The following is a 26737-nucleotide window of genomic DNA, read 5'->3' as shown; positions in this document are numbered from 1 at the left end:
TAATACAGAAGCATTCGCTGCTCTTTGGCCTGTCGCGGATACGTTTAGTCTCAGATCAGACTGAAGAGCGATGTCTGTTCACCTGTTCAGTGCTTATGCGTAAGCAGGCCGTTACACCTGTGGATAACGTGCTCTTTTTTCCAGATCATCCAGATCAATGTTATTGCGCATATACATCCGGCTGGCATCAAATATGGGCTGGTGGTCCCACGGCGTTTCTTTACCTTGTTTGTGGGCTTCAGCAATCATGCGACGGCGCTTCTGACTGATAATCACGTCACGGGTAATGGCCTCAGAATCCCAGCGATCAGCCGCTTCCTGGCGGAACTCAGCGATCAGCCCGGCACAGGCCGGATCATCTGCCAGGTTGGTGCGTTCCTGTGGATCATCCTCCAGATTGAACAGCTGATCCGGATCTGGCTGGCTGCAGATATATTTGTAAGGGCCTCGTCGGATCATAAACATAGGGGCGACTACACCCTCGCCCATGTATTCGCCAATCACTTCATCGTGACCACCTTTACCGGTCAGATGAGGCATCAGACTGCGTCCATCAATGGGCATGGCATATTCAGGAGTCTGGCCACCATGAGCCAGCTCTGCAAAGGTAGGCAGCAGATCCATAGTAGAGACCGATTCGGTTACCCGGTGCGGTTCAAAACGGGATGGGGCATAGACCATCATGGGCACACGGGCAGACCATTCGAAGTAGCTCATTTTGTACCAGAGGCCACGCTCACCCAGCATGTCGCCATGATCACCGGAAAAGACAATAATGGTGTTATCTGCCAGCCTTGCTGCTTCCAGGGTATTCAGTAATTTACCGATCTGATCATCCACATAGCTGATCGCACCGTAATAAGCACGTCGGGCATTACGGATCTGCTGATCACTGATCTGAGTCCGATCCATTTGATATACGTGCAGTAAACGTCGGGAATGCGGGTCCTGTTCATCATCCGGAATCTCAAACGATGGCAGATCTATCTCTTCATCGCTGTAGCGATTCCAGTACTCTTCCGGAATGGCATAAGGGTCATGGGGATGGGTCATGGATACTGTCAGACAGAAAGGGCGTGTGTCTGTGCCGCGAACATGATCAAACAGATAGCGCTGGGCGTGAAACACCACTTCATCATCAAAATCCAGCTGATTGGTTCTGATGGCAGGCCCGGCCTGAGTCACTGATGACATGTTGTGATACCAGGTCGGACGGTTATCAAAATCCTCCCAGTCCGGAAACCAGCCATAATCCGCCGGGTAGATGTCAGTGGTCAGTCGTTCTTCAAAACCATGCAACTGGTCCGGGCCACAAAAATGCATCTTGCCGGACAGTGCCGTGCGATACCCGGCATGACGCAGATAATGGGCAAATGTCGGAATATCAGCAGGAAATTCAGCTGCATTATCATAAGCACCAATTCTGGCAGGCAGCTGACCGCTCATCAGCACATAACGACTGGGCGCACATAAAGGGCTGTTGCAATAAGCGGAATCAAAGACCACACCACCAGCGGCCAGTTTATCCAGATTAGGGGTTCGGGCTACCTTGCCTCCATAAGCCGACAGTACAGGAGCTGCCAACTGATCTGCCATTATGAAAAGAATATTGGGCTGTTGCTGAGACATTGCTTCTTTCCTTTTTCTGTGTCCGGTTTGTTGTTGTCGATTTTTATTTTTAACAGTCGGCATAGCGGAGTAAACTGGGGCAGAATTAATACCTGATATAAGCTGAGCTAATGATACTTTCAGAAAGATTACCTTCTGCACAAAGCCTGATCATATTTGAGTCAGCGGCGCGCCATTTAAGTTTTACTGCCGCAGCCAGAGAGCTAGGCTCCAGCCAATCAGCCGTAAGCCAGCAGATCAGGGGGCTGGAAAAGCAGCTGGAGCTGCAATTATTTCGCAGAATTTACCGGGGAGTGGCGCTGACAGAAGAAGGGATGCACCTCTATGAAGCGGTTCAGGAGGGCTTTCATCAGATGGTTAATTGCCTGGAACAGCTGCAAAAAACTCGTTTGCGCCAGAGTATAAATGTCGCAACTGATTTCGCTTTTGCCGCTTATTGGCTATTACCGCGCTTGCCAGAGTTCCGAAAACAGCACCCGGAAGTAGATGTTCGCCTGATTACTTCACAGGGAGAGTATGACTTTTTTAATCAGGATACTGATGTCGCGGTTGTCTTCTCACATCAGCCTGCTGACCAGTTCGCTGGCCGGAAACTGTTCGATGAAGTCGTGTTTCCGATATGCAGTCCGGGTTTTCTGCAACAGAATGGGCCGGTAAACAGCCATAAAAAACTGGCATCCCTGCCTCTGTTAAAGTTGGGAGCCGATGCCGGGCAAGGGCGCTGGCAGGACTGGTACAGCTACTTTAAAGGCCGACGCAGCCTGGTCGTTCCCGGAGAACCCGTACTGACGTTCAACAACTATACTCTGCTGATTCAGGCCGCCATTGCTGGTCAGGGTGTGGGCATAGGCTGGGGTACTCTGGTCGATGATCTGTTGGATTCAGGGGTGCTGACCGGTTTGAGGGAGTTCAGTCTGCAGACCTCTGGAGGCTATTATGTTGTCGACCCTCAGCCGCAGGAACTGTTGCATGCCAAACAGCTGTTTATGAATTGGTTGCTGAGTGAGCCATCTTCCAGATATCAGTAAATGGAAAGCCGGCTCTGAAATAATGCATCTCGCTGATTTAACAACATAAAATGCACCATTTTGTATACTTCCCTACCACCTTTTAACCTTATTTTTTCTGGCCTCAAACTCGTCTGACATCTGGTTCTAACGGCTGAACCGGACGCAGGGTACTTTTAGTTTACGGATTGTCAGACAGGCTTCTCCATCCTCGGTTGTGCATAGGGTTCTTAGAAGATTTCGCACACGGTTCAGTAATGGAAACGGAGCAGCAAGACCTGTCTCACTGATTGATTTGATGAGGCCCATATGACTTATAACGTAAATGATTTTGACTCCCTGGATGTCGTAAACAGCGACCGTAACCACGTGTGGCACCACCTGTCTCAGCATAAGGCTTATGAGACCAGCGATCCTATGGTGATTGTTAAGGGTGAAGGTATGCGGGTCTGGGATGCAAAAGGTAATGAATACCTGGATGCCGTATCCGGTGCGGTCTGGACCGTTAATGTGGGGTATGGTCGTACAGAAATTGCTGATGCGGTACGGGATCAGCTAGTCAGCATGAACTACTTTGCTCACAGCGCCGGTAACGTACCAGCCGCTCTGTTTTCTAAAAAACTGATTGAGAAGATGCCGGGCATGAGCCGGGTATATTTCTCAAACTCCGGATCAGAAGCCAACGAAAAAGCATTCAAAATCGTTCGTCAGATCGCCCATAAAAAGTACGGCGGTAAGAAGACTAAGATTTTATACCGTGAGCGTGACTACCACGGCACAACAATTGCGACCCTGAGTGCCACCGGCCAGCTGGAGCGTCGTGCCCAGTACGGACCTTTTGTACCGGATTTTGTTGAAGTACCGCACTGCTGCGAGTACCGCGCTCAGGAAGAAGCGGATAAAGATAACTATGGCGTATGGGCTGCCGATCAGATCGAAAAAGTGATTCTGCAGGAAGGCCCGGAAACCGTCGGCGCTCTGTGCCTGGAACCGATCACTGCCGGAGGTGGTGTGATTGAGCCACCAGCAGGTTACTGGGATCGTGTACAGGAGATCTGCAGAAAGTACGACATCCTGCTACACATTGATGAAGTGGTATGTGGTCTGGGTCGTACCGGTAAATGGTTCGGTTATCAGCACTATGGTGTACAGCCAGATATCGTCACCATGGCAAAAGGTGTGGCATCCGGTTATGCCGCCATCTCCTGTACTGTCACCACAGAAGCTGTGTTTGAAGCCTTTAAGGAAGATGAAAACCCTCGTCTGGGCTACTTCCGCGATATTTCTACCTTTGGTGGCTGTACAGCCGGTCCAGCAGCCGCTCTGGTTAATATGCAGATCATCGAAGATGAAAAACTACTGGAGAATGTCACCATGCAGGGGGAATACCTGCGTGGTCGTCTGAATCAGCTGAAAGAGAAGCACCCGCTGGTTGGTGATGTCCGGGGTAAAGGTCTGTTTGCCGGTTTTGAAATGGTCAAAGACAGAACCAGCAAAGAACCTGTGGATGAAGCCACCGCTTCAGCCGTTCAGGCTCACTGCATGGCCAGTGGCGTCATTATCGGACGTACCAACCGTTCGTTCGAAACGCTGAATAATACGATTTGTCTGGCACCGGCTCTGATTGCCACTCAGGCCGATATCGATCAGATCGTTGATGCGATTGATGAAGCTCTGACAGAAGTCGCCAGCAAGCTGTAATAGCTGGTCCCGGATACGGAGTCTGACAGGCTCCGTATATCCTCGTTGTACCTGCCAGTACTGACGGGGAATTCTAAGGAGGTATCAGGAGATGGCATCAGGGGTCAGAAAATATGCCATCGTTTATCTGACTGCGGATAAACACACTTTTATGCTGGGATGGCTGCCTCCTCCTCGAAGGGCCCACCCAAACGGAAGGCTATCTGCAGACATGATAGTACTTCCGGAGCCATCTCAGCTTTTTTCCTTTCGTATTCCGTCTGAGAACAGGTATCCGATAATGGTATTCCGGTGTTTCTGTCGGCTATAGTAACGATAACAACAGCGTAACGCCCATAAGATCTGTTGCCTGTATTCAGCACAAGGCCCCGATATGTTTCAGCTTTTTCACCTGACCCAGAACAAAGGCAACAGCCTGCAGAAGCAGCTCAGAGAGCAAATAGCCACCGCCATCCTTAATGGCAATATTCCACTGGATGTTCCCTTACCTTCCAGCCGGAAACTGGCTCAGCAGCTGGGCATCGCCCGCAATACTGTGGTACTGGCTTATGAACACCTGCTGGATGATGGCTATCTGATCGCCAGGGAACGCCGTGGCTATTTTGTGAATCCGGATATTCTGGCCGGTCAGGTGGAAAACCCAGCGGCTGATCAGACACCCCAGGTCCGCTTACCCGATTGGGAAAAGCGCTTTAAAGTTCATCCAAGTGCTCAGCGCAATATCGTAAAAGCTCAGGACTGGCAGTCCTATGACTACCCGTTTATTTATGGCCAGTTCGATGAAAAAATCTTCCCCAGTGTTAACTGGCGCGAATGCTGCCGGGATGCCGCCAGTGATGCCGCCGTCAGTGACTGGGCTGCCGACAGCATGGATCATGATGATCCTCGCTTGATTGAGCAGATTCGCACCCGCTTATTGCCCCGTCGTGGTGTCTGGGCCTCGCAGGAACAGATTCTGGTGACCGTGGGTTCTCAGCAATCTCTGTTTATGCTGGTTCAGCTGCTATTAGACAAACACTCGGTACTGGGCTTAGAGGAACCCGGCTATGTGGACGTACGCAATATTGCCAGCCTGCATCAGTGTCAGATTAAACCGCTGGCTATCGATCAGCAGGGGCTGATTGTTGATGACCAGCTGAATCAGTGTGATCTGATTTACACCACCCCCAGCCATCAGTGCCCGACAGCGGTCACCATGCCTATTGAGCGTCGTTATGAGTTGCTGCGCAAAGCCTGTGAAGAAGATTTTCTGATCATAGAAGATGATTACGAAAGCGAGACCAATTTTGACAGTAAACCGAACCCGGCTCTGAAAAGTCTGGATAACAGCGACCGGGTGATTTATATCGGCAGTCTGTCCAAAACTCTGGCACCGGGTCTTCGGCTGGGTTACGTCGTGGCTTCAGAACGTCTGATTGAAGAAGCCAGAGCCCTGCGCCGCCTGATGATTCGCCATCCGGCCTCTAATAACCAGCGTGCCGCCGCATTCTTCCTGGAACGGGGCTATCACGATGCCCTGGTGATGAATATCGCCCGTAACTATCAGGCCCGCTGGCGGGCGATGAATGAAGCGTTGACTCAGCACCTGCCTGACAGCCATGACACGCCGACCTTTGGCGGTTCCTGTTACTGGGTAAGAGGACCGGAAGGGCTGGATGCCGCCGCTCTGAAACAAAGAGCCATGGCAGATAGCATTCTGATTGAACCCGGTAAGATTCACTTTTACCAGCACTCCAGTCCGGATAACTATTTTCGCCTGGGCTTCTCTTCTATCTCTACTGATCGTATTGCGCCAGGTATCAGAAAGCTGGCCGGTATTATCCGGGAGATGGTGCCTGACTGATTGATCCCCGCTGTTTAAAACCTGCTGTTTGAGCTCTGGCACCAGCTCTCCTGCCTGTACCATCTGTTTAAAGAACAACTGGTTCTAAACTTAGATCGCTTTTGTATCCAACGCCCGACGGAATACACACGTTATATTGCCTTCACAATGAGGATCTGAACCCACAGATCCCGGACCCGGACGATTGTGGAGACCGATATGGCCAATAGCGCGAAAGGGCTGACCTTACTGCCCGATAACAGCAGAACCTGGCTGACCGAAATGTTACCCGGCTTTATGCTTTGCCTGGTTGTAGGTATGGCTGCAACCTTCGTCTCTGACCATTATGGCGGCCCGACTATTCTCTATGCGCTGCTGATGGGCATGGCGCTGAACTATCTGTCTCAGGAAGGGCGCTGCGTCGCCGGTATCCAGTTCTCTGCCAAATCCGTGCTGCGGATCGGTATCGCCTTACTGGGTGCCCGCATCACCTTTGAACAGCTACTCGGGCTGGGCATCACACCTATTGCCATCGTACTGGTCGGTGTGCCCGCCACCATTATGTTCGGTGTTTTCTGTGGCCGCTGGCTGGGGCTCAGCCGCTCTCAGAGTGTATTGTCTGGTGCCTCGGTAGGCATCTGTGGAGCATCAGCAGCTCTGGCCGTTTCCGCCGTCCTGCCGGAAGATAAAGACTCTGAATGCAACCTGATTTTTACCGTCATCGGAGTGACCGCCCTGAGTACCGTGGCCATGATCCTGTATCCATTAATCGTGACCGGCGTCGGGCTGAATGAAGCTGAAAGCGGTATCTTCCTGGGTGCCACTATTCATGATGTGGCTCAGGTGGTCGGTGCAGGCTATATGATCTCTGACGATGTCGGCGATGTGGCCACTTTTACTAAGCTGCTGCGTGTGGCCTGCCTGGTTCCTGTTGTCGTGGTCATTACCCTGCTGTTTACCCGTCAGGGCCAGGCTCAGGCTGGTAACTCCAGCCTGCCACTCCCGATGTTTCTGGTGGCTTTTATCGTTATCGTCGCTATCAACAGTACCGGTGTGGTGCCAGCCCCTATTCTGGAATCGATGACTGAGCTGTCCCGTTGGTGTCTGATTGTGGCGATGGTCGGTCTGGGTATGAAGGCCTCTTTTAAAGAGCTCTCAACTATGGGGTGGAAGCCGGTGATGCTGCTGGTTTCAGAAACCCTGTTCCTGGCACTGCTGGTGATGGTCTGGTTGTTTATCGCCCGCTAGTGAGCTGAATGTGGCTAATTTCAGCTTATAGCTCGAACTACTCAGCAGGGTCTCTGGCCCTGTTTTTTTGTCCTTTAGACTGCCGCTTTTATCCGTTTTCTATCCTTCATCGTTTAGTTGGTTTTTAGTCACAGTTTTTTTCTTGTCATTAAAATTTAATGAAAATCAGCTAGTGGGCGTTTGACAGTCTTTAGTCATCGGTATAACCTGTTTGTGTATATACATTTGCTATCTAATAGATATCAATTCGATAATAAATAGATATCTTTGGCTATCTTGTTGGTGTCGAGCAAATATCTGGTGACAGCGTTTGATATGCATGTACGTTTTCTTCTTGATTTACCGGTTTTGAGGATGCATGCATGGATAAGAGTAGAACGGTTAAGAAAGCCGGAAAAAAAGATAGCCAGTTGATTATTCGAATCAACGGTGAAGAAAGAGACCGATTTGTCAGCCTGTGCGATGAACTGGATACCAGTGCAGCACGGGAGGTTAGAAGATTTATTCGTAGTTTTCTTGAAGAGCATGAACAGGATGATCCAGCGGACTAAACGCTGGTTGCCTTCCATGAATGGATAGAAAACTAACACTCAAAAGCACGGAGATACATCTCATGGCTAAGAAAGCTAACGCAAAAGATCTGAAAAAAGCAATCAAAGCACGTCAGGCTAAAATTGCTAAGCACTCTGACAAGCTGAAAAAGCTGCAGAAGATGCTGAAAAAAGCGAAGTAATTGATACGATTACTTTTATGCTTTTTAAGAGGCGGGGCTATTTAGCTCCGCCTTTTTTGTCTTTGCTATCCTGATATTTGGGCTATTTGATCTTTAAAGCATATTTTTTAAGGTACAGGCTCGACTGGCAGGTCTGAATCCCGTTTGACCTCTTTCACCGAAATATGAGATTGCACTGCCGTCACCCCAGGAATACGGCGTATCAGGGTTATACGCTCTGAAAACTCATCCATATCCCGCGCAACCAGTTGCAGTAAGTAATCTACATTTCCAGTGATACAGTGACACATCTGCACCCATTCAAAGCCACTGATTAACTCTTCAAAACGATTGGTCAGCTCGACCTCATGACTGGCAAAAGAGACCTGGGTAAAGACCACGATGTCATAGCCCATTTTTCTGCGATTCAGCACCGTACGGTACTGTTCGATATAGCCGTTTTCTTCCAGGCGTTTCCAGCGTCGCCAGCAGGGTGTTTCACTGAGATTAACCTGTTCGGATAGCGCACTGTTGCTGATACGTGCATCGGACTGCAACTTACGCAAAATCTGCAAATCCGTGCTATCCAGCTCATCGTGAGATAAATCTTTCTGTTTCTTGATCATTAGTAGGGGATTCTTTTAGACAGGGTGTGATATCGAGTGTAGATAGCAAGGTTATTCCTGGCAATCCCGATAGACTTTTTCTGTCGCTGCCAGATGTCACTTGTTCTTCACAGGTACTGAGACGGTGATTGCATATACCTGCTCAATACAGATAGATAGGAGAAAAAGATGGCCGATTTGCTGATTAATAGTCCATTGCTGGGCAGTGTGCTGACGTTGATCATTATTCACTTTATTGCCACGGTGTCCCCAGGACCTGATTTTATGCTGATCTCTAAAGAGGCGCTGACTAAAGGGAGAAAAGCCGGTTTTGTTTCTATGGCGGGCACCTTATCCGGGTTGAGTATTCATATCCTCTATTCCGCACTGGGGCTGGCAGCGGTATTAGCCAGTTCGGCGCAGGCGTTGTTGGCGATCCAGCTTATGGGAGGCGGTTATCTGATCTATCTGGGGGTTAAGGGGTTACGAGCGCAGCCCGCTCAGGTCTCAGACGAGCATGACAGGGTGCCTTTTACAGACTCTTACTGGCAGATTTTCCGCGCGGGTTTTATCTGTGATCTGCTGAACCCCAAAGCCCCGGTGTATTTTGTGACCCTTTTTACACTGGTACTGTCACCGGATATGCCGGTTGAGCATCTGATGATCTACGCAGGCTGTATTTTAGCGATACATTCCGGCTGGTTTACCCTGGTGATTGTTCTGTTATCCACACCGGTGATCAATAAACGTTTTAAACAGATGAGCCACAGGATCGATAGGGTATTAGGTGGGGCGATGCTGTTGATCGGTATGAAGTTATTGGCAAGTTGATAAGCGATCACTCTTCAAGCCGTAAGCGGGCGCATCGCCTACGGCTTTCCTTTTCTACTTGCCACTTACTGTTTCACTCGCAGAGTCGATTAACTCTGTGGGTTAAAACAGTTAGCTGGCCACACAGCTACGCACGTTAGAATCGCCCGCTGCAGCAGGTGCTTGCTGACCTGCTTTAGGATCAACCACACGTACCGTTGCCACCTTGTTCTGAGTAAAAAAGTCGACCGCATCTTTACCCTGAACCTTGTTGTTGCCGACCAGAGAACCCTTGATACCACCAAATGGCAGGTAAGGGTGTGGTGCACAGATACCGACGTTAACACCAACCATGCCCACATCCGCTTCGTTGATAAATTTCTCGGTATAGAAACTGTTCTGAGTAAAGATCACTGCACCATTACCCATCTCATGATTCTTGATCGCGCGCAGAGCACCATTGATACAGCCCACTTTCATAATACTCAGTACAGGGCCGAAGATCTCTTCACGAGCGATCTGCATACATGGCGTCACATCGGTAAAGATGGTTGGGCCAACAAAATAGCCGTCTTTGTTGGCATCAGCCACATCGGGGTTACGACCATCCAGCAGCAGAGTTGCTCCCTCTTTCTGACCGATTTCGATATAGTTTTCCACACGGGCTTTTGCTTTCGCGGAGATGACGGGGCCCATAAAGGCATCCGGGTCCATCGCATCACCCACTTTAACAGTCCTGGAAGCTTCTAGCAGACGCTCGATAAACTCGTCATAGATCTCTGGTACAACAGCAATATTTGAGATCGCCAGACAACGCTGACCGGCAGAGCCGTAACCGGACATCAGGATGTTCTCGATCATCAGATCCATCGGCGCATCTTCCATGACTGCGGCGAAGTTTTTCGCACCACCCAGCAGCATGGTCTTCTTACCATGACGACCACAGCCTTCGGCAATAGCCTTGGCGGTTGGTGTCGAACCCACCAGACATACACCGGCGACGTTGTCATCGTCGTACCAGGCTTCAACCGCTTCGCGGTCACCATGAACGATGTTTACCACGCCATCAGGCAGACCGATATCCACCAGCAGTTGCATCATCTTCTGCATAAACAGTGGTGATTCGGTCGAAGGCTTGTACACGAAGGTGTTGCCGGTGCCGATGGCAAATGGGATAAACCAACCGAATACCAGTGCCGGGAAATTAAATGGTGCCACACCACAGAATACACCCAGTGGTGCTTTGATCAGACGGCCATTGATATTGTTGGCGATACCCTGAACTGTCTCACCTTGAATCAGTGCTGGAATCGTACACGCCATCTGCAGAATTTCTATCACACGGCCGACTTCACCACGAGCCTCAGCGATATGTTTAGCCTGATCAACTGCAATAGATTCTGCCAGCATCTCCAGGTTGTCTTTCATCGCCTGCTGCATCTTAAAGATGTAGTCCATACGTTTTGGCAGAGGCGTGGCACTCCAGGCAGGAAAAGCGTCTGCGGCTGCCGCAACAGCGGCACGGGAGGTTTCAACAGAAGACAGAGGGACTTCGCCAATTACAGCACCGGTGGACGGGTTCTTCAGCGGCTCATACTGGCCATTGGTTTCGTCCAGCCACTGACCATTGATATGGTTTTTTATTTTGATGTAAGAGGTCATTTATTCGTTCCTGTATCGCAGGTTGATCAGGGAACCTCCGGCATGCAGTGCCACAGAGATTCACGCTTATTGATTAATGACCTCAATATAAATTCGCAGCAGACAATGACCGTAGACCCACAGTGTTCAGATCTGTAGTTCCAGGTAAAACGCCCTCTGTTATCAGGGCAAGAAAGTAATCGGAAAGTATCGTTAATGCAGGAATAGGCAGACCTGAACCCGTCAATCCGGGTTCAGGTCATGTTCTGATCATCAACAGATCATATTTATTGTCGTTTAATATCCCATCAGCAGTTTTGGCAGGAATAGCGATAGCTCTGGTACAAAAGTCACCAGGAACACCATCGGCAGATGGCCAAAACACAGGAACTTCAGGGTCGGTGTGATATAGCGATCCAGCGATAGCTTACTGACCCCGCCGGCCATATAGAGCATGGGCGCACAAGGCGGTGAAACATTACCCAGCCCCAGGTTCACCCCGACAACCGCCGCAAAGTGAATCGGATCAATACCCAGCTCATTAATGATCGGCAGGAAGATAATCGCTGCCAGCACACTGCCTGAAATATCATCCACAATCATGCCGATTAACAGCAGTAGCAGGTTAATCAACAGCAGCAGAACATATTTGTTCTCTGAGATCTGCAGCAGTGCCGTTGCCAGATCACGAGGCACCTGCTCCAGAATCATGGCGCGACTCATGATAAACAGGAAAAAGAGTACCGCCATGATAGAACCGGTCATGGTTACAGCACGAACGGTCACAGACCCCAGGCTTCTCAGAGACATCCCTTTATAGATAAACATCCCCACCGGGATGGCATAGATCACTGCAATAGCCGCCGCTTCCGTCGGGGTGGCGATACCGCTGTAGATCGCTCCCAGAATAATCAGCGGCATCAACAAGGCAAATGCGGCATGGTAACCACTGTCGACCACACCTTTTGCCGCCTGTTTAAATGGCAGAGGTTTATCCACTTTGATCCGGGTATCATTACGCAGGAACCACATATTGAGTACACAGTAGATAATGGTCAGCAGAATGCCCGGAATAATGGTCGACAGAAAGGCTGCGCCCACAGACAGACCACCGGTGATGGAAAACACGATCATAGGGATACTGGGCGGAATCAGCAGCGCCAGTACTGATGAACAGGCCACCAGCGCGGTAGCGTGGCCCTCAGGATAACCTTCCCGGATCATACGAGGAATCATGATCTGACCAACCGCTGCAATTGCTGCAGAAGAGCTGCCTGAAATCGCACCGAACAGGGCACAGGTCAGTACGGTTACAGCCCCCAGACCGCCTTTGATGCGCCCGACAATCGAGTTAACAAAGTTCAGCAACCGTTCCGAGATGCCGCCTTCTGCCATCAGCAAACCGGCAAAAATAAACAGTGGCAGCGCCAGCAGGGCAAAACCACTGGCGGTTTTAAAACCGTGGGGTATCAGAAAAGAAATATTATTGCCTGTGGTATAGGCAAACATCACAGCGCCAATACCAAAAGCAAAGGCCACCGGGATCTCCACCAGAATCAGGATGACGACCACCAGCATGGAAAGTAAAAACAGCGTCATGGATCAGACCTCCGGGCTTTCTGGTTGCTTCGTCAGCGAGGCAGTCTGACTGGCTGCCGGTGTGGCAGATGTCTCACTTTGTTGCTGGCGACGTAAACGGGCGTTTTTAACCAGCCCCCGGTATTCATTAATGGTTTCCAGCAGAAAGTAGCCCACCATCATGGCAAAACCGACAATCATGCTGGCGCTCCACAAACCACGAGGCCAGCGCATATTGGTACTGACACGCCCTCGGGTGATCTCTTTCAAGGCGTATTTATAGGCGAAATAGCCAAAAACACAGGCCGCGATCATACAGATCAGCGAACCGACAAAGCGGATAAAGGCGATTTTCTGTGGATCTTTCACCATCAGACTAACAATACCGCCATGGATATGCTCCCGTTCGCGGGTGGCATAGCCCATACCCAGAAAATAGACCCAGACTGCCAGCAGAATGGAGACTTCTTCAATGCCGGTAAAAGGTGATTCCAGCACATAACGCATAATCACCTGAGTGAACATCAGTCCGGCCAGTCCCAGACAGGTCAGTAACATCATTGTGCGGAAAAGTTTGTTCAGCACCTGTTCAAAACGTATCAGGTAGCTATCAACCCGGCTTTCCGCCTGGTTTGGTATTGCATGTAAATGGGGAGATACAGGATGTGAGCTGAGATCTGGATCGTAATCATAGATCCGGGTCTCACCCACAGAGGAAGCAGAGGTGTTTTTTTCATTGGACATCGTGGCTGATCCTGATCAGAAAGTTCCGGGAAGCACCCGGCCATTTCAGATTCTGGCGAGTTAAGCTCTGCAGCGCAGAGACTTAAGAGGTGAACCTGAAGCAGCCGGATACCGGGAATAATCGAAGCAATAACGGATCAGTTGATGCCAGCGATTTCGCGCATCATGCCCATGATCTCAGGCCCAACGATCTCTTCCATAAACGGCCATTCGTTGGTGTACAGCAGCTGTTTGGCTTTTGCCAGTTGCTCTGGCTTCAGCTCAACCACCTGGATACCGGCATCACGTACCTGTTTCAGGAAGCCTTCGTCTACCGCCTGGGCTTTATCCCAGATCTGATTCAGAGTTTCATCAGCTGCAGCCAGCAGTTTCTCACGCTCATCTGCTGGCAGATCTTCCAGCCAGGACTTGTTAACCACCCAGAACGCATGTTCAAAGTAGTCACGGGTTAGAATGTAAGCAGACAGTACGTCACGCATCTGCCAGATCTCAACGGATGGACCAAATGCACGACCGTCTACCGTACCCAGCTGCAACGCAGTGTACAGTTCAGAGAACGGCATAGGCACCGCAGTGAAACCCCAGTTCTTGAAGCGCTCAATACCGATTGGCACCGGTGGCACACGCATCTTGATGCCTTTAGTATCTTCAGGGAAATTAACCGGCACTTTGCCTACGTCTTTGCGGATAGCCACTGAACCAAAACCGGTCGGAATAGTCCCCAGTACCACCAGGTCCAGATCCGCCATGATTTCGTTGTAAACGCCGGACATTTTACCGCCCGGGCCATACACTTTACGGGCATCATCCCAGTTATCCACCACGTAACCCAGCCAGGACAGATCCAGTCGTGGGTCAAACTCAGAGGCGGCAAACGTCAGAGACATAGGCACAACGCCTTCCATACTCTGCTCAAAGATAGAAGCCCAGTCACCCAGATCTCCACCCGGATGGTAATCAACCTCCAGATCAGAGCCTTTCTTCTTCATCTGGGACATAAAGGTTTCAGATGTCAGGTGAAAGATATGATCAGAAGGGTAAGCATGTGCCAGCATAAAATCATCGCCAGCGTGCGCCACGTTAGCGGCAGGGAGTGTCAGTGCTGCTGTGATTGCACAGGCAGACAGGACAGATTTGAAGGTATTTCTAATTATCATGATGACCTCTGTGTTTTTGTTATGGCCTGCTCGTATGCCCCAGGAGGTATTGAATCTCGCGTCTGCTGAGGCTCAGGCTATTCTGTGAGAGGCAATGGTTTGGATAAATTTGAAATGCCTTGCATTCAGTTAAATATTTATTTAACTAATTATTTTTATTCACATAATCAATGAAGTAAGAATACCGGAAAGAAAAGGCTTCCTGAGAAGGGGAAAATACCACTGCAGCGGTGGCAATAGCTTGCGGGACATAACGCCCGGACCGGATTTTCCGCTACCAGTCCGGGCAATCCTTATGGAGTTCCCTTACAGAACCCCGACAAACCAGAATCTGAAAACAAACAGCTCCTATAAAAAAACGATAAAAAACATATAAAACAGCCCCTATAAAATATGAACGTTCTGTCGGATTAATATCCCATCAGCAGTTTCGGCAGGAACAGCGATAGTTCTGGTACAAAAGTCACCAGGAACACCATCGGCAGGTGGCCAAAACACAGGAACTTCAGGGTCGGTGTGATATAGCGATCCAGCGACAGTTTACTGACTCCACCGGCCATATAGAGCATCGGCGCGCAAGGAGGCGAGACATTACCCAGCCCCAGGTTTACCCCGACAACCGCCGCAAAATGAATCGGATCAATACCCAGCTCATTAATGATCGGGAGGAAGATAATCGCAGCCAGTACACTGCCTGAAATATCATCCACAATCATGCCAATTAACAGCAGCAGCAGGTTAATTAACAGCAGCAGAACGTATTTGTTCTCTGAAATCTGCAGCAGTGCCGTGGCCAGATCACGGGGCACCTGCTCCAGAATCATGGCGCGACTCATGATAAACAGAAAAAAGAGTACCGCCATAATAGAACCGGTCATGGTTACGGCACGCACCGTCACGGACCCCAGGCTTCTCAGAGACATCCCCTTGTAGATAAACATACCCACCGGGATGGCATAGATCACCGCAATAGCTGCCGCTTCCGTCGGGGTGGCGATACCGCTGTAGATCGCTCCCAGAATAATCAGCGGCATCAACAAGGCAAATGCGGCATGGTAACCACTGTCGACCACACCTTTTGCCGCCTGTTTAAATGGCAGAGGTTTATCCACTTTGATCCGGGTATCATTACGCAGGAACCACATATTGAGTACACAGTAGATAATGGTCAGCAGAATGCCCGGAATAATGGTCGACAGAAAGGCTGCTCCCACAGACAGACCACCGGTGATGGAAAACACGATCATAGGGATACTGGGCGGAATCAGCAGCGCCAGTACTGATGAACAGGCCACCAGCGCGGTAGCGTGGCCCTCAGGATAACCTTCCCGGATCATACGAGGAATCATGATCTGACCAACCGCTGCAATTGCTGCAGAAGAGCTGCCTGAAATCGCACCAAACAGGGCACATGTCAGTACGGTTACAGCACCCAGGCCACCTTTGATTCGCCCGACAATCGAGTTAACAAAGTTCAGCAACCGCTCCGAGATACCGCCTTCTGCCATCAACAAACCGGCAAAAATAAACAGTGGCAGCGCCAACAGGGCAAAACCACTGGCGGTTTTAAAACCGTGGGGAATCAGAAAAGAAATATTATTGCCTGTGGTATAGGCAAACATCACAGCGCCAATACCAAAAGCAAAGGCCACCGGGATCTCCACCAGAATCAGGATGACGACCACCAGCATAGAAATTAAAAACAGAGTCATCGTTAAATCTCCTGACTGTCAGGCTGACGTTCAGATTTTGTTCTGGCTGATTCATCACCGCTTTCACTGGCATTAACCTGAGAGAACAAGCTCTCATTCTGCATAACTGAATCAGGTGTCGGTGAAGTTGATACCGCAGATGTCTGTTCACTCTGCTGTGCTCTTTTAAAAGACAGTCTCATTCTGATCAGGCCACGGTATTCACTGATGGTCTCCAGCAGAAAGTAGCCCACCATCATGGCAAAACCGACAATCATGCTGGCGCTCCACAAACCACGAGGCCAGCGCATATTGGTACTGACACGCCCTCGGGTGATCTCTTTCAGTGCATATTTATAGGCGAAATAACCGAATACACAGGCCGCCATCATGCAGATCAGTGAACCGACAAAGCGAATAAAAGCGATTTTCTGTGGATCTTTTACCACCAGGCTGACAATGCCACCGTGGATATGCTCCCGTTCACGGGTGGCATAACCCATACCCAGAAAATAGACCCAGACCGCCAGCAGAATGGACATCTCTTCGATGCCGGTAAAAGGTGACTCCAGGACATAGCGCATGATCACCTGGGCAAACATGAGACCGGTCAGTGACAGGCAGATCAGCATCATCATTGCGCGAAAAGTTTTATTCAGCAGCTGTTCAAAGCGCATCAGATAGCTGTCTATCGGGCTTTCAGCCTGATCTGGCACAGCATGCAGGTGAGGAGGTGCAGGGTGTGAGCTGAGTTCAGGATCATAATCGTAGATCCTGGCGTCGCCCACCGAATGTGCAGGGGAACGTTTTTCATCAGACATGGTACTGATCCTGATTAACACTTTCCGGGAAGTATCCCCGGCTGCGCCAGAGGCTGCTCCGTAATCAACCGATGTCACAGCAGGGGATACAAGAAGGGTTCAGACGATAGCGTTATGGATCAGTTGATACCTGCGATCTTGCGCATCATGCCCATGATCTCCGGTCCGACCGTTTTCTCCATGAAAGGCCACTCTTCGGCGTACAGCGTTTTCTTCGCTTTCGCCATATCTTCAGGACTCAGTTCAACAACTTTCACACCGGCTTCACGTACTTTCTTCAGGAAGCCTTCATCAATGGACTGAGCTTCATCCCAGACTTTAGCCATTGTTGTGTCAGCCGCTGCCAGCAGCTTTTTGCGATCGTCTGTCGGCAGATCTTCCAGCCAGGACTTATTTACCACCCAGAACGCGTGCTCAAAGTAATCCTTAGTCAGGATGTAGCTTTCGATCACATCACGCATCTGCCAGATTTCAACAGAAGGCGCTGTGGCACGGGCATCAATAGTGCCTAACTGAAGCGCGGTATACAGCTCAGAGAATGGCAGAGGAACCGGAGTGAAACCAAAGCTCTTGAAGCGCTCGATACCGATCGGAATAGGCGGTACACGAATCTTGATTCCTTTACCATCAGCCGGGAAGTTTGTGGGAACATCTTCTACCCCTTTACGAGTGGCAATAGAGCCAAAGCCGGTCGGGATAATACCCAGCACTTCCAGATCCAGATCACCCAGAATCTCATTGTAGATCTCGGTCATCTTGCCATTCGGACCATACACTTCGCGGGCTTCTTTCCAGTCATCCACCACGTAGCTCAGCCAGGACAGATCCAGACGCGGATCGTATTCTGAGGCACCGAAACTCATGGTCATCGGCACTACGCCTTCCATGCTCTGTTCAAAGATCGACGCCCAGTCACCCAGCGCACCACCTGGCTGATAGTTCACGCTGATATCTGCGCCTTTTTTCTTCAGCTCATCCATAAAGGTGGTAGATGTCATATGGAAGATATGATCGGAAGGGTAAGCATGCCCCAGCATCAGTTCCTCTTCAGCCTGAGCATGCTGCGCAACAGGCAGTGCCAGAGCGGCGGAGAGAACACAGGTGGAAAGTATCGATTTCAAGAAGGTTTTCGTTGTCATAGCGACCTCTGATATTTGTTATTGTTGTCTTGCCGGTCCCGGATGACAGTGCGGCATTGTGCAGCTATCACTCCGAAACAAATCCTGTCGTTAGCAGGCCAGAGCCAGGGGAGTTCTGAGGAGGGTGTCCGAATCCCTGCTGGTGTTTTCAATATAGATTTTGCGATGGCCGGTCCAGTAGAACCAACCGGAACCAGAGTTGTGGTTCCAGCAGATCAGAGGGGATTTACGGTGTAAAAAAGTGCATAAAACCAGAACCATTCTGGTGCAGAGAGGCTCTTTTGCTGGCTCTACTGCAGGAGAACAGCACGATAAAAGTGCAGCAAAGAGGTCGTATCAGGTCAGTTGATTAATTATCCCGGTCAGTCGATCAATACCTGGCAGAATGCGTTCTGTTGTAATGGAGGAATAGCCCAGACGGAAAAAGTTTAACGGCGGGTCAGTACGCTGAAAATAGATATCCCCGGATTCAATGACAACGCCTCGTTCACGGGCCATCAGTTTCAGTTCCCGGGCATCCAGATTATCCGGTCCTTTCACCCAATAAGCTGAGCCACCAAATACCGGAGGCCGGGCTGATTCCGGCAGACACTGCTGCAGAGCATCTCCTACAGCTTTCCAGCGCTCTTCATACACCTGCACCAGACTGCGCACCAGCGAATCATGATAGCCACGGGATAAAAACAGCCCGACCGCACGCTGATTATTCATAGGAGGATGGCGCAGCATCATACGGCGGAACTCCCGGATCTCGCGAATCAGCTCTTTAGGGCCAACCATATATCCCATACGCAATCCGGGCGATAAGGTTTTAGACAGACTGCCGATATAAATCACCCGGTCATTATCATCCAGACTTTTAAGAGCCGGTGTCGGGTTGGTTGCAAAAGTGGTTTCACATTCATAATCGTCTTCGATAATCAGAAAATTATCCCGGGATGCCTGCTCTAATAAAGCCTTACGCCGGGCCATCGGCATCGTTACCGTAGTGGGAAATTGATGACTCGGAGTGGTAAAAATCAGATCACAGTCACTGAGCTGATCCCCCATAATCAGACCATTATTATCAATGGCCAGACTTTTCACCCGGGTATCGGTACACTCCGCCATATGAGTCAGATCCGGATAGCCCGGATCTTCCAGCCCGAAACAGGTGTCTTTATTCAGCAGCACCCTCAGTATCATATAGAGCGCATGCTGAGCCCCCACCGTGATCAGAATCTCATCCGGGTCAGCCCAGACACCGCGTCTTGGTAACAACCGGGAGTGAATCTGCTCAATCAACAGCGCATCATCATCGTCATAACGATCTCCTGACCACTCACCAATCGCCTGCACCGACACCGATTCTTTACAGCATTCACGCCAGTGATTGACCGGAAACAGCTTAGGGTCCAGCTGCCCGTAAATAAAAGGATAGGGATAATCCTGCCAGCGATTCACCTTATTCAGACGACGTTCACTGGGCCGCATCTTCAGGCACTGATCCCAGTCGGGCCGACTGCCACCGGTAATTCTGACCGGGGCTTCATCCTGTCCTTTAACAGAGCTTTTCAGGATCTCGTCATTGACATAAAACCCGGCCCTCTCCCTGGAAACCAGATAACCATCATAGGTCAGATGTTCATAAGCCAGAATAACGGTATTACGGGAAACCCCCAGCATTTCAGCCAGCTTACGGGTTGAAGGCAACGGAATATCCGGCGGAATATGGCCATCAATAATGGCTTTACTGATCTGTTCCCGAATCTGCTGCTGCAGACTGGAATCGCTGTCCGGGGAAAGATGGAAGAGGTGGTTCAACATGCTGTGTCTCCGTCGTTTGTCATCGCCAGCACAGGACAAAACTCAGACGTTATTGTTATAGTCTGCTCAGACTATAGAGCACAGCCAGAGAACGCTAGTACCAGCAACTGGCACCAGATAGTACCAGTGAAGCTCTCCTGTAATTTACATGCCTGGGAACAATGCTGCTTATCCATCTGACAAGAACGTGCCATTCAGATGCAGGTAGTAAGTATCGGTTTTAAATATATGTTTTTCATATATATGCATCAATATATATGTAGAATCATATGTTTTACTGGCAACCCAACGATTACTCTGGTCCGGTTTGCAAACCGGATCCGGCACAGGTTTAACCGGCTTAATCATTTTCCAATCAGAGACAGGATATTATGACGACACATCCTGCAGCATTACTCTCTGTAAAATTCTCTGCCAGTCTGACAGGCACTGATAACCTCATACAGGATATCCAGTGCCTGCCGGATCTCCTCGGTGTTATATCCGGCAAACCCCATAATCAGGCCATTGCCATCTACTCTGCGCTGACAGGATTCTGATAAAGCCCCCAGTGCCAGTCCGGCCTGATTAGCCCGTATGACAATATCGGTGTCTGTAAACGGTTGTTTCAGATGAAACACCAGCTTCATACCAGCACTGTAATCCTGTACCTGACCTGAATCGCTGAACCTCTGGTTCAGTTGCTGCACCAGATATTTATTGCGCTCACTGTAGGTTTTGCGCACCCGTCTGAGATGACGATAAAAGTCCCCGGAATGAATAAACTCAGCCAGTGCCGGTTGCGGCATTAAACTGGCTTTCAGGCCAAAATCAGCCATAGTCTGACGCATCGATTCCGTCAGGCTGTCCGGCACAATCAGATAGCCCAGACGCAGGGTATTAGAGAAAATTTTGGCAAAGCTGCCGGTGTACAGAATGCGATTCATCTGGTCCAGGCCAGCCATGGCAGGAATGGGACGACCGGCATAGCGGAATTCACTGTCATAGTCATCCTCAATGATCCAGCTGCCATGCTGATGGGCCCAGTGAATATATTCCCAGCGTCGCTGAGGCGACATAGTATTGCCCAGTGGATACTGATGAGAAGGTGTCAGCACCACAATAGCCGGAAGCTGCTGATCTGATTCAACCTGCGGATTAATAGCCAGATCCTGATCCACTGGCGAACCAATATCCGGCAGTTGAGCACCCTCTTTATCCACATCCATAAATACCGGCTTAAGCCCCAGCCCCGTCACCTGACGCAGAATAGGCCGATAACCCGGATCTTCCAGGCCAACACTCTGGCCTGGCTTCAGCAGAGTACGAAAACAGATATTCAGAGCATCCGTAGCCCCGGCAGTCACAATCACCTGATGGGGAGACACCTCCAGTCCGCGCCATTCCCGCACATGATCGACAATGGCCCGTCGCAGTTCAGGATAACCAAATGAATCACTCCCGATTAACATCGACTCCGGATGTGTCCGGCAGACTCTGGCGACGGTTCTGGCCCATAGCCGATGAGGAAATAAACGCATATCCGGCAGACTGGGTTTAAGCAGTCCTTCTTTATGAGCTGTCGACGAAACATCTTTACTGCCAGCAACAGAACGTTTTCTTTCTGATGATGCTACAGGTAACTCCGTATCCCCCATAGCACACACCACATAGCCTGCACCGGGCTTGCCTTCCAGATAGCCTTCAGCCACCAGCTGTTCATACGCGGTGACTACCGTTGAACGTGATATTGCCAGCTCCTGCGCCAGGGTACGTGTCGCAGGTAACGTCATATTCTGTGTTAACACACCACGGTGCACAGAATGACGAATGGTGTCACAGAGCTGTTCAAACATCGGGCGCGTGTCTTCCCGATTAACAGAAAAGAGTAACGGAGGTGTTTCAGACATACTGGCCAGCTATATTGGTATGTTTATTTTTAACAGAATTGGATCTTATAAGAATACCAATTGACTGACAGACTTGCCTCATACCTGATTATGTTACAGAGGAGGCACCCTATGTTTTTACCGGCTTGTTTTCGGGAAAACCGCATCGAAGTGATGCAGGATCTGATACGCCATCATCCATTTGCCAGTGTTATATCCCTACAGGAAGGTGAGATCGTTGCAGATCATCTACCCCTGGTACTGCACCCGGAATTATCTGAATACGGTCGGTTACAGGGCCATATCAACCGGGCCAACCCTATGCGTAAAATGCTAACAGACAATGCTGATGTACTGGTGATTTTTCAGGGGCCACATCACTATGTATCTCCGTCCTGGTATCCCTCCAAACAGGAACACGAAAAAGTGGTACCGACCTGGAACTACATCATGGTCCATGCCCAGGGGAAACTGACGCTGCGTGACGAGGCAGACTGGCTGTTAAATCATCTGAATGATCTGACAGACCAGCATGAATCTGGCCGATCAATGCCCTGGAAGGTATCTGATGCCCCGGCAGAGTATATCGAGCGAATGACTCGGGGCATTATGGGTGTTGAAATCGAAATTACCTCATTACAGGGCAGCTGGAAAGCCAGCCAGAATAAAACGGATAACGACCGTCAAGGGGTTGTCGACGGGCTGGGTCAGGAAGATTCATCACAGGCAAAAGCGATGGCGGTGTGTGTGGATCAACGCAGAAGCTGAACGGTGTGAGCTGACCTTATTCAGCTCATATTCAACCCTATCTGCTGCAACCTCATCCAAGCCCACACCTGTAAACCACGCTTGTTAGCTCATATACGTTAACCCACGTTCCTAAACCCACGCTCTCCTAAACCCTGCTCCTTAACCCGGCATGGTTACTAATAATGGCATCACAAACAGAATCATCAGACTGGCAAAAACAGCTCTCATTTTTTGCCGGGCTGACCGGGTCTGGATCAGCTGACCTAGTAATCGGCCAAACAATAACCAGCCGGATGTAACGATCAGAGTTGCGACAAGAGCGACAGATTCCAGCAGAACAATGCCCTGCCACTGATGATCAACCGGGGGCATAAACTCAGTGATCAGCAGCATAAAAACCGCATAGGCTTTAGGACTCAGAATATTCATCACGACCCCGGAACGAAAACCAAAATCCGGACGAACCGCTAATGAATCCTCAGACAGAGGCTGGCGCAACATGCGTACCGCCATGACCAGAATAAAACCAGTGCCGATAATCTGCATCACCAGTTTAAGCTCAGGCCACTGATTAAGCAGAGTCAGCATGCCGATACTGGTCAGCAATCCGGTTAGCAGAACACCAGCGACCAGCCCAGACATTAACGGTAATCCCTGCTTAAACCCATGGCCTGATCCGGTTGCTGCCAGCGCCATTGCAGCAGGCCCGGGAGAGCCGATCAGCAGGATGGCCATCCCGGCCAGAATAAGGATCGACTCAGTCATCATGTGCTCCTTAATCTGAACTCATCTGATAGGTCAACCAGTGTGTTTTATCAGATAAACGATCATATACCGCCCTGGCCCGATAATTATTCTCTGCCGTAATCCAGCGAACAAACGGCCAGTTATGGGCCTGGGCTTCCTGCTTCAGACGTTCAAATAACAGATCAGCAGTACCTTTTCCCCGACACCCAGAGTCGATATACAGATCATCCAGAAACCCGACATAAGCACCACGCAGAGGAGATGGCATTGCCCGGTAATGCATCAGACCAACACCATGTCCCCACTCATCTTTAGCGATCAGAGCATAAAATCGATTTTCCGGATCAAAAATCCAGCTCCAGACCGTATCCAGAGTCTGTTGCTCCATCGGCATCTGATAAAAATCAGCATAGCCACGATACAGCTTTTCCCACTGTTCTCTGTCCTGTTGCTGCAAAGCGGATACTTTAACCGTCATGATGACTCTCCCTGCACCTTGGCCATACACTGCTCCAGTTTCTGAAGCTGTTTACCGTGATCATCAAAGTTTTCTGGCGCTAACCAGCTATCGAAAGCGCTTTTTAGCGCTGGCCACTCCTGATCCAGAATAGAAAACCAGGCCGTATCCCGATTACGCTGTTTATACATCGTCGCCTGCCGGAACAGACCTTCATAAATAAAGCCCAGACGCTGTGCGGCTTTTTTAGACGGAGCATTCAGAACATCACATTTCCACTCATAACGGCGATATCCCAGCTCATCAAAGGCTCGCTTCATCATCAGATACATAGCTTCCGTTGCCAGCACCGTACCCTGCATTAAAGGAGAAAAATGAATATGACCGACTTCAATCACACCTGTAGCAGGTTCAATTCTCAGATAGCTGGCCAGTCCGACCGCTTTATCACTCCGGTTATCAACTACGGTATAAAACAGCGGGTCATCACTGCGGCAGATCTCCTGTAACCAGACAGTAAACTCATCAACCCGATCAAACGGCCCATAAGGCAGATAAGTCCAGTTATACCCGGTACGATCTTCACCGAAGGCGGCAAACAGATCTTCCGTATGCAACTCTGATACAGGTTCTAGTCGGCAATACTGTCCCATCATGACGGTACGTGATGGCCGCTCACAGGCTTGCCAGTTATCCAGAGCCTGGCCAATAGGTTGTCCCAGCTCGTTGGTCTGAATGTTATCCGAACTCATTACACAATCTCCTTTTCCAGTTGATGGCTCAGAGGTTGCAGATCTGCCAGTGCCTGCAGGGTATCTGTCAGCATATAAAACGCCCTCGCAATATCGTTTTGTTATCTATTCAATGACAGCAAGGTTAAGGCAGGAACAGGGACTCTTTAAGACCCAATATCATGAAAAATGAAAGGCCCTGTTTAAAACAGAGCAAAAACGCTGGAACACTCTGTTCTACTGATTAAAACAAGAATAGATGCTATCAGGAAAAGCAAAGAGTACAAATAGCTGAATTTTTTTGTGCAGGCACTTATATGTTATTTATATTTTAAAAATGCATGGTTACATGCTTTTATTGTTTTCTTTTTGTTGACTGATAAATAATAATGTCTGAACTCTTTGTGTTGGTCTGGTATTGCTGCTGCAAGTAGCTTCTGTTTTATTTGATGAGTTTGTTTTTTTGGATATTATTTTTATCAGATAAAATAAAAGCCCTGGTTTGGTGCGTGTTAATTTTTTTGCACTATATATAATCATATAAAAATATTTTATTGCACTATCGTAGTGCCTTTTGTGTTTTTTTACCTGATTTATGCACTGCTTTAATTCCTTTTCTCTGGACCAAAAAAGGGCATTTAACTGGCCCTAACTGTTGAAATGCCTGCATGGTTTTAATGAATGCGCAGAGTTAATCATTACGGCTGCAAATCAAGTGTTGCGACGAATGGTGGCGTATTTATTGCGTGTTTCAGGTGTTGTTTTAAAACTGATTTATCTCCTGATATCAGCGTATTCAGAACCATAAAGCAATGTTGATAGATGCCCGAATAAAACGTAAAGGCTGATGATTTAATAGTGTGGCTTTTATTATAAATAAAGTTTTTCGGGTACTAAGCCGGTTGAATAAATTAAGAGTGATGACCAGGAGTCAAAACAATGAAACAGGCACTGACAGTAAAAAAATCCCGGGTATCTGTTAAATCAGGCATGGTAAAAACGCTGGCCTTAACAACGGGTATGTTGTTATCGGCCAGTGTTATGGCCGCTAACTTCAAAATGTCGGTTGGTGATGGTGAAGGGTCTGCTCAGCAGGTTATGGGACAAAAGTTTGCAGAGCTGCTAGCGGAGAAAACCGATAATAAACATACGGCAAAGCTGTTTCTGAATGGGTTGCTGGGTTCTGAGCAGGATACGGTGAATGCTGCCTCCATCGGCACGCTGGATTTCTCCGTACTGGCCAGTAATAACCTGGCCCCTTTCTCCCCGACGGTGGGCATGTTGTCACTGCCTTATATCTTTGAAAACCTGGATCAGGCTGCGAAAACAGTTCAGGGTCCTGTCGGAACAGAACTGACTGAGAATACTCTGCGTGATGCCGGTGTTCGTATTCTGGGCTGGACGTTCAGTGGATTCCGGGTACTGAGTAATTCGAAAAAGCCAGTGACTCAGCTATCAGATCTGAAAGGCATGGTGATTCGTGTTCCTAAAAACGAAATCATGATCGATACCTATAAATCATGGGGCATTAATCCAACGCCACTGGCCTGGACAGAAACCTTCACCGCATTACAGCAGCGTGTTGTTGATGGTCAGGATACACCTTATACCACTATCTACTCGATGAAATTCGGCGAAGTTCAGCAGTACATCACAGATCTGCACTACCTGTTCCTGCTGGAGCCTCTGATTGTTTCTGAAGCGGTGTTCCAGGACCAGAATAAGAAAACTCAGCAGGCGATGCTGGAGGCTGGTAAGGAAGCAACTGCTTACAGTCTGGACTGGCTGCAGGAGAAAGAAGGTCAGATCAAAAAAGAGCTGGTCAGCAAATATGGTATGGAGCTGAACACTCTGAATGATGAAGCGGCCTGGGCTGAGGCTGCACAGAAAGAAGTATGGCCTAAGTTCTATGACAGTGTGGGTGGTAAAGACAAAATCAATGCACTGCTAAAATCACTGGGTCGTAACGAAATCTGATGGTGTGATGTCTGATCGACAGCGATCAGATCCTATCCCGATGTCTGCTTTAGCTACCGGATTTGCAGTTTGTCTGTAAATCCGGATTTTCTGCTG

22 protein-coding genes are annotated in these 26737 nt (G+C 49.4%); 8 read left to right on the top strand and 14 right to left on the bottom strand.

The genetic code is table 11. The annotated features are described in order from the left end of the window. Positions 1-111: 111 nt before the first annotated feature. Positions 112-1629, bottom strand: a complete 1518-nt coding sequence (gene betC / locus H4O21_RS00835; protein ID WP_182806938.1) for a choline-sulfatase — start codon at positions 1627-1629, stop codon at positions 112-114. A gap of 110 nt (positions 1630-1739) precedes the next feature. On the opposite strand from betC, the gene H4O21_RS00830 reads away from it, so the two are divergent. From H4O21_RS00830 to H4O21_RS00810, 5 genes are all read left to right on the top strand, one after another. After that, complete coding sequence (locus tag H4O21_RS00830; protein ID WP_182806936.1) at positions 1740-2657, top strand: LysR substrate-binding domain-containing protein; 918 nt, start codon at positions 1740-1742, stop codon at positions 2655-2657. A gap of 288 nt (positions 2658-2945) precedes the next feature. Then, entirely contained in the window at positions 2946-4337 is a 1392-nt protein-coding gene (locus tag H4O21_RS00825; RefSeq protein ID WP_182806935.1) for an aminotransferase family protein, read from the top strand. 373 nt (positions 4338-4710) lie between these two features. Next, positions 4711-6180 (top strand): MocR-like pyridoxine biosynthesis transcription factor PdxR, encoded by a 1470-nt coding sequence (pdxR, locus tag H4O21_RS00820; protein ID WP_182806933.1) that lies wholly within the window; start codon positions 4711-4713, stop codon positions 6178-6180. 198 nt (positions 6181-6378) lie between these two features. Next, positions 6379-7407, top strand: a complete 1029-nt coding sequence (locus H4O21_RS00815; protein WP_182806932.1) for a YeiH family protein — start codon at positions 6379-6381, stop codon at positions 7405-7407. A gap of 362 nt (positions 7408-7769) precedes the next feature. Then, entirely contained in the window at positions 7770-7958 is a 189-nt protein-coding gene (locus tag H4O21_RS00810; RefSeq protein ID WP_182806930.1) for a hypothetical protein, read from the top strand. 289 nt (positions 7959-8247) lie between these two features. Here H4O21_RS00810 and H4O21_RS00805 read toward each other — a convergent pair whose 3' ends face one another. Continuing rightward, positions 8248-8745 carry an Lrp/AsnC family transcriptional regulator gene (locus H4O21_RS00805; protein ID WP_182806928.1) on the bottom strand — a complete coding sequence of 166 codons (498 nt, stop codon included), beginning with the start codon at positions 8743-8745 and terminating at the stop codon, positions 8248-8250. 168 nt (positions 8746-8913) lie between these two features. Here H4O21_RS00805 and H4O21_RS00800 point away from each other — a divergent pair, with 168 nt between their 5' ends. Beyond that, on the top strand, positions 8914-9555 hold the full coding sequence (locus H4O21_RS00800; protein WP_182806926.1) for a LysE family translocator: 642 nt from the start codon (positions 8914-8916) through the stop codon (positions 9553-9555). Positions 9556-9666: 111 nt separating this feature from the next. On the opposite strand, the gene mmsA is transcribed toward H4O21_RS00800, so the two are convergent. From mmsA to pdxR (H4O21_RS00755), 9 genes are all read right to left on the bottom strand, one after another. After that, complete coding sequence (gene mmsA / locus H4O21_RS00795; RefSeq protein WP_182806924.1) at positions 9667-11196, bottom strand: CoA-acylating methylmalonate-semialdehyde dehydrogenase; 1530 nt, start codon at positions 11194-11196, stop codon at positions 9667-9669. Between the two features lie 276 nt (positions 11197-11472). Continuing rightward, positions 11473-12774, bottom strand: coding sequence for a TRAP transporter large permease (locus tag H4O21_RS00790; protein ID WP_182806922.1), 1302 nt, complete (start codon positions 12772-12774; stop codon positions 11473-11475). A gap of 3 nt (positions 12775-12777) precedes the next feature. Continuing rightward, entirely contained in the window at positions 12778-13497 is a 720-nt protein-coding gene (locus tag H4O21_RS00785; protein ID WP_182806921.1) for a TRAP transporter small permease, read from the bottom strand. A gap of 137 nt (positions 13498-13634) precedes the next feature. Next, on the bottom strand, positions 13635-14654 hold the full coding sequence (gene dctP / locus H4O21_RS00780) for a TRAP transporter substrate-binding protein DctP (RefSeq protein ID WP_182806919.1): 1020 nt from the start codon (positions 14652-14654) through the stop codon (positions 13635-13637). Positions 14655-15064: 410 nt separating this feature from the next. Next, positions 15065-16366: a TRAP transporter large permease gene (locus H4O21_RS00775; protein WP_182806917.1), complete on the bottom strand. Its 1302-nt coding sequence runs from the start codon at positions 16364-16366 to the stop codon at positions 15065-15067. Between the two features lie 2 nt (positions 16367-16368). After that, positions 16369-17166, bottom strand: a complete 798-nt coding sequence (locus H4O21_RS00770; RefSeq protein ID WP_182806916.1) for a TRAP transporter small permease — start codon at positions 17164-17166, stop codon at positions 16369-16371. A 119-nt stretch (positions 17167-17285) separates the two neighbouring features. After that, positions 17286-18305 (bottom strand): TRAP transporter substrate-binding protein DctP, encoded by a 1020-nt coding sequence (gene dctP, locus H4O21_RS00765; RefSeq protein ID WP_182806914.1) that lies wholly within the window; start codon positions 18303-18305, stop codon positions 17286-17288. A gap of 336 nt (positions 18306-18641) precedes the next feature. Continuing rightward, positions 18642-20111 (bottom strand): MocR-like pyridoxine biosynthesis transcription factor PdxR, encoded by a 1470-nt coding sequence (gene pdxR / locus H4O21_RS00760; protein WP_255487072.1) that lies wholly within the window; start codon positions 20109-20111, stop codon positions 18642-18644. A gap of 392 nt (positions 20112-20503) precedes the next feature. After that, positions 20504-22000 (bottom strand): MocR-like pyridoxine biosynthesis transcription factor PdxR, encoded by a 1497-nt coding sequence (gene pdxR, locus H4O21_RS00755; RefSeq protein ID WP_182806913.1) that lies wholly within the window; start codon positions 21998-22000, stop codon positions 20504-20506. 111 nt (positions 22001-22111) lie between these two features. Between pdxR (H4O21_RS00755) and H4O21_RS00750 the strand changes: the two genes are divergently transcribed. Then, positions 22112-22747 (top strand): FMN-binding negative transcriptional regulator, encoded by a 636-nt coding sequence (locus H4O21_RS00750; protein WP_182806911.1) that lies wholly within the window; start codon positions 22112-22114, stop codon positions 22745-22747. 141 nt (positions 22748-22888) lie between these two features. Here the strand turns inward: H4O21_RS00750 and H4O21_RS00745 are convergent, their stop codons facing one another. Genes H4O21_RS00745 through H4O21_RS00735 form a run of 3 tightly spaced genes read right to left on the bottom strand, consistent with a single transcriptional unit; the run spans position 22889 to position 24685 of the window. Beyond that, positions 22889-23497, bottom strand: coding sequence for a LysE family translocator (locus H4O21_RS00745; protein ID WP_182806909.1), 609 nt, complete (start codon positions 23495-23497; stop codon positions 22889-22891). A gap of 7 nt (positions 23498-23504) precedes the next feature. Then, positions 23505-23954: a GNAT family N-acetyltransferase gene (locus H4O21_RS00740; protein ID WP_182806908.1), complete on the bottom strand. Its 450-nt coding sequence runs from the start codon at positions 23952-23954 to the stop codon at positions 23505-23507. Further along, positions 23951-24685: a GNAT family N-acetyltransferase gene (locus H4O21_RS00735; protein WP_182806906.1), complete on the bottom strand. Its 735-nt coding sequence runs from the start codon at positions 24683-24685 to the stop codon at positions 23951-23953. Before H4O21_RS00735 ends, H4O21_RS00740 begins: the two co-directional genes overlap by 4 nt. Before the next feature lie 918 nt (positions 24686-25603). On the opposite strand from H4O21_RS00735, the gene H4O21_RS00730 reads away from it, so the two are divergent. After that, on the top strand, positions 25604-26641 hold the full coding sequence (locus H4O21_RS00730; protein ID WP_255487071.1) for a TRAP transporter substrate-binding protein: 1038 nt from the start codon (positions 25604-25606) through the stop codon (positions 26639-26641). The last annotated feature ends 96 nt before the right edge of the window (positions 26642-26737 follow it).

Source organism: Oceanospirillum sediminis (assembly GCF_014164585.1).
Classification (GTDB): domain Bacteria; phylum Pseudomonadota; class Gammaproteobacteria; order Pseudomonadales; family Halomonadaceae; genus Oceanospirillum; species Oceanospirillum sediminis.
Note: the sequence above shows the minus strand (reverse complement) of the source record. Positions and strands in the feature narration are given on the sequence as shown.

Excerpts from the sequence above, each read along its gene's own strand:
- H4O21_RS00775 (WP_182806917.1), bottom strand. The coding sequence starts at position 16,366 with ATGACTCTGTTTTTAATTTCTATGCTGGTGGTCGTCATCCTGATTCTG.
- dctP (WP_182806914.1), bottom strand. The coding sequence starts at position 18,305 with ATGACAACGAAAACCTTCTTGAAATCGATACTTTCCACCTGTGTTCTC.
- H4O21_RS00740 (WP_182806908.1), bottom strand. The coding sequence starts at position 23,954 with ATGACGGTTAAAGTATCCGCTTTGCAGCAACAGGACAGAGAACAGTGG.
- H4O21_RS00745 (WP_182806909.1), bottom strand. The coding sequence starts at position 23,497 with ATGATGACTGAGTCGATCCTTATTCTGGCCGGGATGGCCATCCTGCTG.
- pdxR (WP_182806933.1), top strand. The coding sequence starts at position 4,711 with ATGTTTCAGCTTTTTCACCTGACCCAGAACAAAGGCAACAGCCTGCAG.
- betC (WP_182806938.1), bottom strand. The coding sequence starts at position 1,629 with ATGTCTCAGCAACAGCCCAATATTCTTTTCATAATGGCAGATCAGTTG.
- H4O21_RS00800 (WP_182806926.1), top strand. The coding sequence starts at position 8,914 with ATGGCCGATTTGCTGATTAATAGTCCATTGCTGGGCAGTGTGCTGACG.
- H4O21_RS00785 (WP_182806921.1), bottom strand. The coding sequence starts at position 13,497 with ATGTCCAATGAAAAAAACACCTCTGCTTCCTCTGTGGGTGAGACCCGG.
- H4O21_RS00735 (WP_182806906.1), bottom strand. The coding sequence starts at position 24,685 with ATGAGTTCGGATAACATTCAGACCAACGAGCTGGGACAACCTATTGGC.
- H4O21_RS00805 (WP_182806928.1), bottom strand. The coding sequence starts at position 8,745 with ATGATCAAGAAACAGAAAGATTTATCTCACGATGAGCTGGATAGCACG.
- mmsA (WP_182806924.1), bottom strand. The coding sequence starts at position 11,196 with ATGACCTCTTACATCAAAATAAAAAACCATATCAATGGTCAGTGGCTG.
- pdxR (WP_255487072.1), bottom strand. The coding sequence starts at position 20,111 with ATGTTGAACCACCTCTTCCATCTTTCCCCGGACAGCGATTCCAGTCTG.
- H4O21_RS00790 (WP_182806922.1), bottom strand. The coding sequence starts at position 12,774 with ATGACGCTGTTTTTACTTTCCATGCTGGTGGTCGTCATCCTGATTCTG.
- H4O21_RS00830 (WP_182806936.1), top strand. The coding sequence starts at position 1,740 with ATGATACTTTCAGAAAGATTACCTTCTGCACAAAGCCTGATCATATTT.
- pdxR (WP_182806913.1), bottom strand. The coding sequence starts at position 22,000 with ATGTCTGAAACACCTCCGTTACTCTTTTCTGTTAATCGGGAAGACACG.
- H4O21_RS00750 (WP_182806911.1), top strand. The coding sequence starts at position 22,112 with ATGTTTTTACCGGCTTGTTTTCGGGAAAACCGCATCGAAGTGATGCAG.
- H4O21_RS00770 (WP_182806916.1), bottom strand. The coding sequence starts at position 17,166 with ATGTCTGATGAAAAACGTTCCCCTGCACATTCGGTGGGCGACGCCAGG.
- H4O21_RS00730 (WP_255487071.1), top strand. The coding sequence starts at position 25,604 with ATGAAACAGGCACTGACAGTAAAAAAATCCCGGGTATCTGTTAAATCA.
- dctP (WP_182806919.1), bottom strand. The coding sequence starts at position 14,654 with ATGATAATTAGAAATACCTTCAAATCTGTCCTGTCTGCCTGTGCAATC.
- H4O21_RS00825 (WP_182806935.1), top strand. The coding sequence starts at position 2,946 with ATGACTTATAACGTAAATGATTTTGACTCCCTGGATGTCGTAAACAGC.
- H4O21_RS00810 (WP_182806930.1), top strand. The coding sequence starts at position 7,770 with ATGGATAAGAGTAGAACGGTTAAGAAAGCCGGAAAAAAAGATAGCCAG.
- H4O21_RS00815 (WP_182806932.1), top strand. The coding sequence starts at position 6,379 with ATGGCCAATAGCGCGAAAGGGCTGACCTTACTGCCCGATAACAGCAGA.